We start from the raw sequence: 11413 nt of genomic DNA, 5'->3' as shown, positions 1-11413 counted from the left end.
CTTGGCGGTTGACTACATTCCGAAGCGCGCTCGGCCATCGAAGGGCGATCGCCCTTCGATGGCTAGTCGAGAAAAAGAACGGAGAGCCATCCATCCTGGCTTAGTTTGGGCTTGAATAAGTAATGGCCGATATGACAGCACCCTGCGGGTCTTGAATTAACGCAAACTTTCCGACATTCGGAATATCGCGGGGCGGCATCAGTACGCGTCCGCCCAACGTTTCGGCCATTTGAGCGGCGGCATCCACATTCTCCACCGTCACGTAGGTCCCCCAAATCGGCGAATTTTGCTGCATCCCTGCAGGCATCGCCGCTATCCCGCCCACCTGCTGCCCGCCCGCAGAAATGACTCGGTATTCTATCCCGTCTACCGGACCATCTTCAAAGGTCCATCCAAAGAGCTGTTTGTAAAATTCCTCAGCACCTTGCAGGTCGGTGGTCATCAATTCGCACCAACTAAAGGCACCCTGCTGCTGAAATGGATTATCCATGGCTACTCTCCTAAGCGAGCGACTGTTTTCAGGCTACTGCTTTTGGCACCCTTTGGCGGGGCCTGACTTGAGGCAAGCGAGGCTTAGACGTAGCTTGAGGCAGGAAGTCCCATGACTCCTTGGGAAATAAATACTGCGCGCCTTCTACCGTAAGCCATCCTTGAGCGATCAAAAACCAAGCATCGTTAAGGGTCATGACTCCCACCGAAGATTCAGGGCGAGATTGAAACTGGGGCAACTGAACGAGATTCATAAGCAACGCCTTTGCATGCGACACCCATACAATAATTCCTTTTTTGATTTTTGTACAGTTATCAAAGGTTAAATCTTCTTTACCGTTTAGACGGGGTGGATCGCGTTTGTGACGACCCCCCAAACCTGTAGCTCCATCCCTTCTTCAATACAGATGGCAGGATAGTTCGGATTTTCTGGCATCAAGTAAACCCGATTCTGTTCGTAGAGAATCCGTTTGACGGTGAGTTCGCCGTCGAGCACGGCAATCACGATCTTGTTCTGAACGGGCTCCAGGGCGCGATCGACCACCAAGACATCGCCGGAATGGATACCCGCACCGATCATGGAGTCGCCCGTCACCCGAACCAGAAAGGTCGAGCTAGGATTCTTGATTAAATGACGATTGAGGTCGATTTTGCCCTCGACATAGTCTTCGGCAGCGGATGGCATTCCCGCAGCCACGGCAACGAGGTAAAAGGGTAAGGCGCATTTTGCCGTTCGCATCGGACGCAAGATGGCTTCGACCGTCGGCTCCTGCGATCGCGCTTGCATCTGCTCGATTTGCTCGATCCAACTTACGGGCAGTCGGATGGCTCGGGTCGGTTCTTTGTACTTTCCGCTCCCTTTGGGACGACCTGAACCCGAACGCGTTCCTCCACGAGGCATAAAGATTTTAGATTTGGGTACAAAAATCAATATAGAGGAAAATCGCGGAAAAATCCACGCCGAGCGATTCCTTTGGTAGATTTGTTTCAACAGCAGCCTTTCGTTTAACGGCTGCAAGCTCTCAAAACCCTTGCCAAACCGCTGTGACCTCTATTGCTGCATCGCCCGCGATTAAGTTTCTGAAACAGCCTACGACCGAGGCTTGGGTCGATCGCGCCATCGCCCATCTCGATACTATCCTGCTCGATCATTCCCACTGCGAGCGCAAGGCTGCTGGGGTTGCCCTCAATCTCATGTTTCGCTACCCCTCCTACGACAAGCTAGTGCGGCAACTCACGGCGATCGCCCGCGAGGAGCTGGAGCATTTCGAGCTGGTCAACCAGTGGCTCGAACGCCGAGGGATTGCGCTGGCCGCGCTACCCGCTCCTCCCTACGGGGCCAGCCTCAACGCCCATATCCGCCGCCAAGAACCGGAACGACTCCTGGATGCGCTGCTGGTTTCCGCCCTCATTGAAGCCCGCAGCCACGAGCGCTTGGGGTTGCTGGCCCAGCACTGCCCCGACGCTGAACTCGCGACGTTTTACCGGACGCTCATGGCATCAGAAGCGCGACACTACGGCACCTATTGGGTGCTTGCCAATACCTACTGCGATCCGTCTGCCGTAGCCGAGCGCCTGGAAGCCCTATCCGTCATCGAAAGCGATATTCTCAGCACCCCCCACCCCGAACCCAGAATTCACAGCTAATGAAAACCGCTTTCAAAGATTATTCGATCCGGGATTGGGAACCTCGCGATCGCCAGGCAGCAGCAGAGGCGATCGCGACCGTCTTGGCGGAGTACGGGCTGGCCTGGGACCCTGAAGGGGTCGATCGGGATGCGCTAGCGGTCGAGGCTTGCTATCTCGAAACGGGAGGGGCCTTTTGGGTCGTCGAGCGGGGCGATCGCATCGTCGGGACGGGCGGGTACTACCCGATCCAGCGGGGCGTCCGAGCCGTGGAAATCCGCAAGATGTATCTGTTGCCCGTGGCTAGAGGGCAAGGGTTGGGACGCTTTTTGTTGCAGCAATTGGAGGCGGCGATCGCCGCCGATCGCTATTGCCAAATCTGGATCGAAACCGTCTCCGTGCTAACAGAGGCCGTCCGACTCTACGAGCAGAACGGGTATACCCTCGTGAAGGACGTTGAGACGCCCCGCTGCGATCTCGCTTATGTCAAAATGCTCTAAATAACCCGTCAGTCTAGGACGGCAATGCAGTCTACTTCCACCTGCACGTCCTTGGGCAGTCGAGCCACTTGCACGCAGGCCCGCGCTGGCGCGCTTGCTTCGTCGAAGTAGCGAGCGTAGATGCTGTTGACTGTGGCAAAATCATTCATGTCTGCCAGAAAAACCGTTGTTTTGACAACATCGGTCCACGTTGCGCCAGCGGCTTTCAAAACGGCCCCTAAGTTTTCCATGACTTGCACTGTCTGCTGCGCGACATCCCCCCGACCGACAATTTCTCCGGTAGCAGGATCGAGCGCAATCTGACCGGAGCAGAATACCATCGCGCCCGTCGCCCGAATGGCTTGGTTATAAGGTCCTACGGGGGCTGGCGCTTGAGACGTCTGAATTACATCGTTCGGCATACTGGGCTTTACTCGTGCTAGGCATTCCTCAGCTATTGTGCCGCGAAATGGGAACTTCAGAAAGGGGACAAAAGAACGGGGCACTCTTACCCTACTGGATGGGCATTCTGACAATATCCGTCGCATTTCAAGCGTCAGCCTATGAAACCCAAAGCTCTCCTTACCCAAGGCTTCACAACCCTCCCCGGCATCGCGGTCCTGTCCCTGCTCTACATCCTCTTCACGCTGAAGCTATTCCCAGCCATTTCTATTTTCGTCTATCTGATTTTGCTAATTGCCCTCTTCACTTACCCGATCGGTCAATATCTCCAGCACCGCCGCGCCCTGAAAGTCCTCCAAGCGATCGGAGCCGCCTTAATCACCGTTATTGCCACGGTGATTCTAATTCGACAGGTATTCTTCCAGCCCGCTTATGTCGTTAATCATGGCATGAGTCCAAATCTGCCCGCACAAACCCGCATCGTCGGAGATCGCACGAGTTATTGGTTTCGCCAACCCCAGCGATCGGATATCATCCTCTGGGAAAGCGCACCTCAGGATAGTATGAGCATTATGCGTATCGTCGGGCTGCCTGGCGATCGGGTCGAAGTTCGTCAGGGAGAAGTTTGGATTGATAGCAAACAGCTCGAAGAGCGTTACACAGTCGATCGTCATGCTGGCGAATTAGCCAGTTGTCCTACGATGCAATTAGCACGCGGCAAATTCTATGTTTTGCTGGACGATCGAGCCTTTCACCGCCCCGAAGACTGCACCGATCGAACTATCTCCCGCCAGCAGATTATTGCCAAAGTTGTCGGTCAGTTTTACTCAGCTAACGGATTTTCCTTCAGCAACTTCTAGTCCATTCCAAATTCAAACTTCGCTGCTAACCGACCCGAAAATTACCTAGCCGCATAACGTTGCCCATCACTCGTTGCAGAGAACCTTTGTAGTATACCGCTTGACTCTCAACAGTTGTTGTGCGTGGGTATCCCTAAGTACCGGGGCCGGAAGATCGAAGTGGACAGATTTCCATGACTTGAATCAAGCCATCCTTAAAGGTGAAACGGTGGCCGACGCGCTCATCAGCAAGCACAGCTCCAGCCAGATCGCGCACAATCTGATGTACCTCGACCAGGATCTGCCCATCCTCCTCCGGGTTGAAGGCAACCGGCTCGACGTGTGCGTCAATCTCGCTCCCCTGCTCCGTCCAGTAAGCGCGGACTTCTTCCGGTCCACGGACAAAACCGCCTTTGAATGCTCTCGGCCAATGCACGTCGGGAGTCATGAGGGTGAGGGCGGCATCAAGGTCGCGCGCATTGAAGGCTGCGTAGGCTGCGCGTAGCAGCTCGATTTCTGACGTAGGTTGATTTGGCATAATATCGGCAAAGGAAATGGATAACACCCCTACAATAGGAGCGTTATCAACCTGCCGTCTCATCCAATTCTGCTAAAATTACCTCAATCCTGCTTGGGATAAGAAATCTTGACTCGGCAAAGCCTATGGTGAATCCTGCAATCTCCACAATTGACTTTGCAAACCAGGAGGACGCAGCGCGAGTACTTCCACAAGCCCCCCTGCTCGATAGCTATCGTACCGGGTGGAAAGGGTTAACTTTCACCCACTACTGTCATCCTCCCCATGAAACGGTGGAGCATTGCCTCCTACAACATTCGCTGGCGATCGCAGACCCCAAAAGTTGCTTTCAGGCAGAGCGTCGTTTGGACGGCAAATTTAAACGCTATGCCCATGGGAATGGTCGCGTAGATGTTATCCCAGCATTTCTCAATCATTGGACAAATTGGGATCGGGAAGTCGAATTTTCGGTGATTGCGATTTGTCCAACATTGCTGAATCAAACCACTCAGGAATTGATGCAGGGTGAAATAGAACTGATTCCACAGTTTGCGATTGACGATCCGGTAATCCAGCAACTAGCCCTCGCGCTCAAAATGGAAATCCAAACGGGTTGTATGTCTGGCAGATTGTATGGCGAGTCATTGGGAACAGCTCTTGCTGCTCGCTTGGTGCAGAACTATGCAGTCAGCAAACCTTCGCTTGAGTTCAAAGCCAACGGTTTACCTCGATCGCAGTTGGGGCGAGTTATTGATTACATGAAAGCGAATTTGGCGCAGGATTTATCGATCTTGGATTTGGCGACCCTGACCAACATGAGCGAATCCCACTTTAGCCGATCCTTCAAGCAATCAGTGGGAATTGCACCCTATCAGTATTTGATGCAACAACGTGTGGAACGAGCCAAGCAATTACTGGAACAGCGATCGATTGCAATTAGCACCATTGCTCTAGATTGCGGCTTTTCAAATCAAACTCATCTCACAAAAGTCTTCCGTCAGATAACAGGGATGACACCCAAAGCCTATCAAAAGCGATGATCCAAAGTGGATTTGGAGTCACAAATCTACACACTGCAAAATGTAAGCCTAACGTTGCCCATCACCTGCCGCAGATAACCTCTGCATCATAGCCGATCAACTCTCGGCGGTCGGTGTGCATGGGCGTTGTTGTGCGGTATTGCTAACCCGTGCAGACTTTACATGACCAACCGACGATCGCTATACCATTGACTCAAATCCTGTTCAAGTCCATCCAAGATGGCGATCTCATCCATGATTGATTTTGCCTCACTTGCTAACGAAGCAAACACCGACTCAACCCGTTGTTGATAGTCTCGTGGACACAGCGCAAAACTGTTGGCAACTGCCACCGCACCTTTCTCATTCAATAAGTACTCTTCATTGAGTGCAAATAATACCTGATTCATACAAGCCACGCTGCGGAAACAACACCCTGCTGCATAGGCAACATCCTCGCGTGCAACAGCCTTTCCCGCAATGAACAGCGAAAAACTAATTTCCCAGGCAAACTTATTAATTGTTGCTTGTTTAAGCTGACTTGGATAGGGAGTTGTCCTAGCTTTTAAACCGTCTAAAACACTACACGGATCATAAAGTGGCAGACAAATGGCGACTTCACCCATATAAATAGAGGATACAAAGCCGTGGGGATGACCGGGTTGGTAATCAATCGTGATTTGTCCAGCATGGCAATCATCAATAACACGGCTAACCTCAGCCACATCACGATAGAGAAAATCTACAGGTACACCTTCTACCTGTAGCCAACCACCGCCATTAATCCATTTTCCCCATTCACCAATTGGAGTGATTAAATTTTGGCGATGGGTGTCGTCAAGTTCAGCGGCAAGGTCATTTAGCGCAACTAAATCAAGTGGATTCTCTGGCTTGTAATAAATTCCCAGATCTACATCTGACTTCTGTGTATGGTTGCCTCGTGCCCTTGAACCACCTAGAGCGATCGCTGCAATTCCCTGAACTGACTGCAAACGATCGACAACAGAGTGGATAAACTGAGGCAATTGCTGATTCATGTTGGCTCCATTTTCGCCACCAGTTCAAAACAATCTCATATTCGATGCTAACAGACAAGCTTCAAATAACACCCCCACCGATATCTAAGCCGCACAACTATTGTTTAGGCGGACAAGATCCGCCTAATACTTTGCACAAGCATTTAAAACCGATTTCAGTCCACCTAAACCCTCTATCTTGCTGCTTAGTCCGATGAGTTTCGGCTTTTATCGCCCTGCTGGCGGTTTATGCCGATGATAGCCCGTATTTTATCCCATGCTGGGGTTTAGGTGGATAGATTCCGTATTTTTCCCGATCCCCGATTTTGGGATCCTCGGTATCATCTGGATGATGTCCGATATTCAACACCCTCCTATGCCCGAACCTCCCAAAAGGCTCCTAGACCAGATGCGCGATGCGCTGAGAGTCAAGCATTATTCCTATCGAACCGAACAGTCTTATCTAGACTGGGCTTATCGTTTCATTTTGTTTCACGGCAAGCGTCACCCCAAAGACATGGGTGCCCCGGAAATTGAAGCTTTCTTGACTTATCTGGCAGTCGAGCTGAAGGTCGCTGCTTCCACCCAAAATCAAGCCCTTTGCGCTTTGCTATTTCTTTATCGCCACGTTCTCCGACAAGAGATTGGACAATCTATTGACGCCGTGCGCGCTAGAAAGTCGAGATATTTGCCCACTGTGCTTACCCATGAGGAAGCGATCGCAGTCATTACTCAGCTTTCCGGCACCTATCAACTGGTCTCTCAGATTCTCTACGGTAGCGGTCTGCGCTTATCTGAGGCGTTATCCTTGCGTGTTAAAGATATCGACTTTGCCCAGTCCCAGATTGTCGTGCGCGATGGCAAAGGGGGCAACAGTCGCATCACGATGCTCCCTTTGAGTCTCTGCGATCCTCTCAAAGACCATCTCCACCTCACCCGACTTCAACACCAACAAGATGTCGATTGCACGACCGATCGTCAGAAAGGATGGGTTAGTGCACTTGCGTTTGAGGTTCCAGCTCCGGCAGTGTAGGAGTAGAGATTACTGGCAGCGGCGCAGTGAGAGATAGCAGCGCGGGATCTGGCTCCACTGGCCATACCCGTACCTCTTCTTCCAATGCGACAAGATTGGGCTGAAGAACGGGCAGAGCGGAAACCTCTCGTTCGGCCTTGACTTGAGGTTGATTGCTAAACAAGATAAGGGTCGCGAGCAGCAGGAGGCTGGTCTTAAAAGGGTTAATCATGGCGAGATTTCCCAATGAGTAGGGTAGTGGATAACTCAAAGGAGTGAAATTTAACCCCGGATTGGCATTGCTCTCAAAGCGAGCGATGCGCGTATAAAGCCACAGCGCAGAAGCAAGCTAAAGGGCGAAAAGCGCAATCGAGGTTTGATTGACTTGTCTGAATGCTATTTACAAGGTAAGGCTGAAATCTAGAGAAGAGGGAAGTCGATGGACAGTTTCCAAACCGTACCCTCCTTAACGCGATCGCCCGGATGAGACAATGAAAGGCGCAATGTTTCTGGGCTAGAACGATTGAAATCGCGATCGCGCTATTGGTTGCTTGCTCCCTACGTCCGTCCCCACGCTTCTATGCTGGGGGTAGGGCTGCTGTGCGTGTTCGGATTCGTGCTGACGACGCCTGCGATCGCAGTGCTGATCGGCCAAATTGCAACGGACGTGGGCAAGGGCGATATGGAAGCGTTGCTACGGCTCCCATTTGTGGCGATCGCCCTGTTCGTCATCCGGGGTCTGTTTCAGTTTGGGCAAGACGCGCTGCTAGCAAAAGTGGCGCTGAGGATCGTTCTGGATTTAAGGCGACGGGTCTACGTGCAGCTTCAAAGCCTCAACATCGACTACTTTGAAACCGCCGCGACGGGCGATTTAGTCTATCGACTTACAGAAGATGTGGACCGGGTGGGGGAGGTGATTTACAAGCTATTCCATCAGTTCTTGCCTTGCGTCTTGGAACTGATCGCGATTTTAGGGTACATGATTTATCTCAACTGGCAGCTTACGCTAGCTACGCTGCTGATCGCGCCCGTGGTATCAGTGCTGATCGGTTGGTTTGGCGAACGCCTGCTGCGGTTTTCGCGTCACAGCCAAACCCAAATCTCGGATCTGTCGTCTTTGCTGACGGAAGTGTTTGGCGGCATCCGTCTGGTCAAAGCCTTTGCGTCCGAAGATTACGAAATCGAGCGGTTTTTGCAAACTGCTGAAAAAAACCGCCAAGCTAAATATGCGACGGAGCGAATTAAGGCCATTCAGTATCCGGTGGTGGGCTTTTTAGAGGCCATGGGCATCGTGCTGTTGTTTATCTTGGGAGGCTGGCAGATCTCGCGGGGAAACCTGACAGGCGGGCAGTTTATTAGCTTTACGGCTGCGGTTGCCCTCATTCTCAATCCCATCAATATCGCCACTCACAATTACAACGAATTCAAGCAGGGGGAAGCTTCCGTCGATCGCGTATTCGAGCTAATGGATTTGCGCCCGACGGTGGTGGAACGGCCCGATGCGATCGCCCTTCCTTTCGTCCGAGGCAAGGTGGAATACCGCAATGTCTCTTTTGCTTACCCTTCCGGCCATCCGGTTCTGAAGGAATTGACGCTAACGGCTCAGCCGGGAGAAGTCATCGCGCTGGTCGGCTCGTCGGGGGCGGGGAAAACCACGCTGGTGAATTTGCTGCCGCGTTTTTACGAGCCGCAGGTGGGGGAGATCTCGATCGATGGGGTGGACATCCAAAGGGTGACGCTGAAGAGCCTGCGCCAGCAGATTGGGATTGTCCCGCAAGACACGGTGCTGTTTTCAGGGACGATCGCTCAGAATATAGCGTTCGGTCAGGCGCGCTACGACCTGGCTTCGATTGAGGCGGCGGCGAAGGTTGCCAATGCCCATCAGTTTATTTCGCAGTTTGCGGAGGGCTACAGCACGGTACTCGGAGAGCGGGGCGTCAATCTTTCAGGCGGTCAGCGGCAGCGGGTGGCGATCGCCCGTGCGGTTCTCTTAGACCCGCGCATTTTGATTTTGGACGAGGCGACTTCGGCGCTGGATTCGGAGTCTGAAGCGTTGGTGCAGGAGGCTCTAGAGCGATTGATGAAGGGACGCACGGTGTTTATTATCGCCCATCGCCTTGCGACGGTGCGGGGGGCGGATCGCATTTTGGTACTGGAAAAGGGGCAGGTGGTAGAAGAGGGGACACATGAAATGCTGATAGGTCGCAATTCGCGCTATGCAAGGTTTTACGCACAGCAGTTCCCAGCTTGAACAAGCCTACGGAAAAGGTAGGAGTAGCTCAAGCCGTTTCTAAGAGTTCAGGCATGAGCAAACTCAGTGAGCATCCGTTTGCGGGGGTGATGAAATCCCAAAACAATATCACTGTGTGGAACTCCAGAGGCAAGTAAATCATCGACAACGCATAGATCGGTCGCGTCTTGCTCGACCCAGATTTTGCCATCTTTAATACAGAGATACATAATGATGTGCTCTACCAGCGTTTTATTATCCCAGCCAAAGCGGAACCATAGATACTGGTCTCGCTGTTCGTCAAAGGCTAGGCGCTCAGTAGCTTCAGAGCTACTTTGAGGATGAGATTGAGCAAGTGCAATGTTATGGTATCGAGTCAGGATACTTTCGATCGTACTCCGGTAGCGCTCTAGGTTATCCATTTTAGAATAGTCTCCCGATCTGTATCTACAACAATTAACAGCAGTTGATTCTGGGTTGTAATGACTTGGATAGACTGACGTTGAAAGAACGTCTCATAGACAATATCGTCGATCGCAAGATAAAGGATATAGTCAGGTTCGGTAAGTTGAATGAGGTTACGGTAGACAATGTATTGTCCTAAAGCGCTGTGAAAGTCATACATCATAGACTTTCCAACGAAACTCTTAATTTCGACTACGATTTTTTGCCCCTGACGTTCTGCTGCGATAGTTTTTTCGGCAGCTAGATCCGCATAAAGCTCTGCATCTTTATATTTGATGACATAAGGATCGGCTGTAATCGACCATCCATCTTCGATTAAAGCGTTTCTAACAGCATCGTGATAAAGGTCTTTTGCAGGCATTTTTGGTGCAGTCGGACATTACCCTTATTATAAATTCGATTTTGCTGCATACAGCATTGAAATAGCGGAAGAGAACGGCGATCGCTCGCTTAGTTCCCTCCCGCCAAAAAAACAATAGCCAGGATATTCTTCAAGGCAATATGAGCCTTACAGTGTCAATCCTAGCCCCTGTCAGAGGTGTTTTCCTACGCTGCCATGTCGAACAACAGGACCTCAGCATCCCCCGCGTCACCTCGAATTGTAATGAGCGACTCCTGAGCGATCGCCGCTCCATCGCCAGCATTCAAGGTCAGGTCGTTCAGTTGTACGGCTCCCCGCGCAACTTGCAACCAGCCCGCTCGGTTTGGCGCAAAGGTATGATTCACCAATTCGCCTTCCGCCAAAACCGAAACGTAGAGATCGACATTTTGGTGAATCGTAATCGATCCGTCGCGCCCGTCCCGAGAAGCAACGAGCCTTAATTTGCCTTGCTTTTCGGCGATCGCAAAGTTTTTTTGCTCGTAACCTGGTTCGATCCCTTTTTGCTCGGGCAGGATCCAGATTTGCAGAAAATGCACGGGTTCGGTTTTGGAAGCGTTGTATTCGCTGTGCCGAATGCCAGTTCCGGCAGACATCCGCTGCACGTCTCCCGGACGCACGATCGATCCGGTCCCGATGCTATCTTTGTGCTCCAACGCTCCTTCGAGAACGTAGGAAATAATTTCCATATCCTGATGTCCGTGGGTGCCAAACCCTTGCCCCGGAGACACCTTGTCCTCATTGATGACGCGCAGATCGGCAAAGCCCATGTGGTTGGGGTCGCGGTACTCTCCAAAGGAAAACGTGTGTCGGCTGTCGAGCCAGCCAAAGTTGGCCATCCCTCGGTCTTGGGCAGGTCGAATCTCGATCATTTTTAGAGTCCTCCTAACGTCTGTAGGCGGTTTGTTTGTTCGATACTACAATAATGCATTGAATCGAA

At 51.8% G+C, this 11413-nt stretch carries 16 protein-coding genes; 6 read left to right on the top strand and 10 right to left on the bottom strand.

Going from position 1 to position 11413, the window contains the following annotated elements:
* Nucleotides 1-100: 100 nt before the first annotated feature.
* The 3 genes from R6H26_RS03835 to R6H26_RS03825 form a co-directional block, all read right to left on the bottom strand.
* Complete coding sequence (locus R6H26_RS03835) at nt 101-490, bottom strand: VOC family protein (RefSeq protein ID WP_404788482.1); 390 nt, start codon at nt 488-490, stop codon at nt 101-103.
* 28 nt (nt 491-518) lie between these two features.
* A complete protein-coding gene (locus R6H26_RS03830; protein ID WP_404788480.1) occupies nt 519-743 on the bottom strand; it encodes a hypothetical protein in 225 nt (74 codons plus the stop codon).
* An 86-nt stretch (nt 744-829) separates the two neighbouring features.
* Nucleotides 830-1390, bottom strand: a complete 561-nt coding sequence (locus R6H26_RS03825; RefSeq protein WP_404788478.1) for a LexA family protein — start codon at nt 1388-1390, stop codon at nt 830-832.
* A 143-nt stretch (nt 1391-1533) separates the two neighbouring features.
* Here R6H26_RS03825 and R6H26_RS03820 point away from each other — a divergent pair, with 143 nt between their 5' ends.
* Both R6H26_RS03820 and R6H26_RS03815 read left to right on the top strand, forming a co-directional pair.
* The gene (locus tag R6H26_RS03820) at nt 1534-2136 is read left to right on the top strand and encodes a tRNA-(ms[2]io[6]A)-hydroxylase (RefSeq protein WP_404788476.1); all 603 of its coding nucleotides are present in this window, start codon (nt 1534-1536) and stop codon (nt 2134-2136) included.
* Entirely contained in the window at nt 2136-2615 is a 480-nt protein-coding gene (locus R6H26_RS03815; RefSeq protein ID WP_404788474.1) for a GNAT family N-acetyltransferase, read from the top strand. The genes R6H26_RS03820 and R6H26_RS03815 overlap by 1 nt, the downstream gene beginning before the upstream one ends.
* A gap of 8 nt (nt 2616-2623) precedes the next feature.
* Here the strand turns inward: R6H26_RS03815 and R6H26_RS03810 are convergent, their stop codons facing one another.
* A complete protein-coding gene (locus tag R6H26_RS03810; protein ID WP_404788472.1) occupies nt 2624-3016 on the bottom strand; it encodes a RidA family protein in 393 nt (130 codons plus the stop codon).
* A gap of 141 nt (nt 3017-3157) precedes the next feature.
* On the opposite strand from R6H26_RS03810, the gene lepB reads away from it, so the two are divergent.
* Nucleotides 3158-3856, top strand: a complete 699-nt coding sequence (lepB, locus tag R6H26_RS03805; RefSeq protein ID WP_404788470.1) for a signal peptidase I — start codon at nt 3158-3160, stop codon at nt 3854-3856.
* Nucleotides 3857-3989: 133 nt separating this feature from the next.
* Here lepB and R6H26_RS03800 read toward each other — a convergent pair whose 3' ends face one another.
* The gene (locus R6H26_RS03800; protein ID WP_404788468.1) at nt 3990-4436 is read right to left on the bottom strand and encodes a nuclear transport factor 2 family protein; all 447 of its coding nucleotides are present in this window, start codon (nt 4434-4436) and stop codon (nt 3990-3992) included.
* A gap of 62 nt (nt 4437-4498) precedes the next feature.
* Between R6H26_RS03800 and R6H26_RS03795 the strand changes: the two genes are divergently transcribed.
* The gene (locus R6H26_RS03795; RefSeq protein ID WP_404788466.1) at nt 4499-5392 is read left to right on the top strand and encodes a helix-turn-helix domain-containing protein; all 894 of its coding nucleotides are present in this window, start codon (nt 4499-4501) and stop codon (nt 5390-5392) included.
* A 158-nt stretch (nt 5393-5550) separates the two neighbouring features.
* On the opposite strand, the gene R6H26_RS03790 is transcribed toward R6H26_RS03795, so the two are convergent.
* Nucleotides 5551-6408: a nucleotidyltransferase domain-containing protein gene (locus R6H26_RS03790; RefSeq protein WP_404788464.1), complete on the bottom strand. Its 858-nt coding sequence runs from the start codon at nt 6406-6408 to the stop codon at nt 5551-5553.
* Between the two features lie 328 nt (nt 6409-6736).
* Here R6H26_RS03790 and R6H26_RS03785 point away from each other — a divergent pair, with 328 nt between their 5' ends.
* Nucleotides 6737-7420 (top strand): phage integrase N-terminal SAM-like domain-containing protein, encoded by a 684-nt coding sequence (locus tag R6H26_RS03785; RefSeq protein WP_404788462.1) that lies wholly within the window; start codon nt 6737-6739, stop codon nt 7418-7420.
* Here R6H26_RS03785 and R6H26_RS03780 read toward each other — a convergent pair.
* Nucleotides 7380-7631 (bottom strand): hypothetical protein, encoded by a 252-nt coding sequence (locus R6H26_RS03780; protein ID WP_404788460.1) that lies wholly within the window; start codon nt 7629-7631, stop codon nt 7380-7382. The genes R6H26_RS03785 and R6H26_RS03780 overlap by 41 nt on opposite strands.
* 348 nt (nt 7632-7979) lie before the next feature.
* Here R6H26_RS03780 and R6H26_RS03775 point away from each other — a divergent pair, with 348 nt between their 5' ends.
* Nucleotides 7980-9650, top strand: coding sequence for an ABC transporter ATP-binding protein (locus tag R6H26_RS03775; RefSeq protein WP_404791194.1), 1671 nt, complete (start codon nt 7980-7982; stop codon nt 9648-9650).
* 47 nt (nt 9651-9697) lie between these two features.
* On the opposite strand, the gene R6H26_RS03770 is transcribed toward R6H26_RS03775, so the two are convergent.
* The 3 genes from R6H26_RS03770 to R6H26_RS03760 all read right to left on the bottom strand — a co-directional run bounded on the left by R6H26_RS03770 (nt 9698) and on the right by R6H26_RS03760 (nt 11345).
* A complete protein-coding gene (locus R6H26_RS03770) occupies nt 9698-10051 on the bottom strand; it encodes a XisI protein (RefSeq protein ID WP_404788458.1) in 354 nt (117 codons plus the stop codon).
* Entirely contained in the window at nt 10039-10455 is a 417-nt protein-coding gene (locus tag R6H26_RS03765; RefSeq protein ID WP_404788456.1) for a XisH family protein, read from the bottom strand. The genes R6H26_RS03770 and R6H26_RS03765 overlap by 13 nt, the downstream gene beginning before the upstream one ends.
* Before the next feature lie 185 nt (nt 10456-10640).
* Nucleotides 10641-11345: a pirin family protein gene (locus tag R6H26_RS03760; protein ID WP_404788454.1), complete on the bottom strand. Its 705-nt coding sequence runs from the start codon at nt 11343-11345 to the stop codon at nt 10641-10643.
* Nucleotides 11346-11413 lie beyond the last annotated feature (68 nt).

It is taken from the genome of Altericista sp. CCNU0014, assembly GCF_044923475.1.
Lineage (GTDB): Bacteria > Cyanobacteriota > Cyanobacteriia > Thermosynechococcales > Thermosynechococcaceae > JAAURS01.
This window is presented reverse-complemented; position numbering and strand designations above follow the sequence as displayed.

Bases quoted from the DNA above. Each gene is read 5' to 3' on its own strand.
- R6H26_RS03785 (WP_404788462.1), top strand. From the start codon at position 6,737: ATGATGTCCGATATTCAACACCCTCCTATGCCCGAACCTCCCAAAAGG.
- R6H26_RS03760 (WP_404788454.1), bottom strand. From the start codon at position 11,345: ATGATCGAGATTCGACCTGCCCAAGACCGAGGGATGGCCAACTTTGGC.
- R6H26_RS03825 (WP_404788478.1), bottom strand. From the start codon at position 1,390: ATGCCTCGTGGAGGAACGCGTTCGGGTTCAGGTCGTCCCAAAGGGAGC.
- R6H26_RS03765 (WP_404788456.1), bottom strand. From the start codon at position 10,455: ATGCCTGCAAAAGACCTTTATCACGATGCTGTTAGAAACGCTTTAATC.
- R6H26_RS03795 (WP_404788466.1), top strand. From the start codon at position 4,499: ATGGTGAATCCTGCAATCTCCACAATTGACTTTGCAAACCAGGAGGAC.
- R6H26_RS03810 (WP_404788472.1), bottom strand. From the start codon at position 3,016: ATGCCGAACGATGTAATTCAGACGTCTCAAGCGCCAGCCCCCGTAGGA.
- R6H26_RS03835 (WP_404788482.1), bottom strand. From the start codon at position 490: ATGGATAATCCATTTCAGCAGCAGGGTGCCTTTAGTTGGTGCGAATTG.
- R6H26_RS03780 (WP_404788460.1), bottom strand. From the start codon at position 7,631: ATGATTAACCCTTTTAAGACCAGCCTCCTGCTGCTCGCGACCCTTATC.
- R6H26_RS03800 (WP_404788468.1), bottom strand. From the start codon at position 4,436: ATGAGACGGCAGGTTGATAACGCTCCTATTGTAGGGGTGTTATCCATT.
- R6H26_RS03770 (WP_404788458.1), bottom strand. From the start codon at position 10,051: ATGGATAACCTAGAGCGCTACCGGAGTACGATCGAAAGTATCCTGACT.
- R6H26_RS03815 (WP_404788474.1), top strand. From the start codon at position 2,136: ATGAAAACCGCTTTCAAAGATTATTCGATCCGGGATTGGGAACCTCGC.
- R6H26_RS03830 (WP_404788480.1), bottom strand. From the start codon at position 743: ATGAATCTCGTTCAGTTGCCCCAGTTTCAATCTCGCCCTGAATCTTCG.
- R6H26_RS03775 (WP_404791194.1), top strand. From the start codon at position 7,980: ATGCTGGGGGTAGGGCTGCTGTGCGTGTTCGGATTCGTGCTGACGACG.
- R6H26_RS03790 (WP_404788464.1), bottom strand. From the start codon at position 6,408: ATGAATCAGCAATTGCCTCAGTTTATCCACTCTGTTGTCGATCGTTTG.
- lepB (WP_404788470.1), top strand. From the start codon at position 3,158: ATGAAACCCAAAGCTCTCCTTACCCAAGGCTTCACAACCCTCCCCGGC.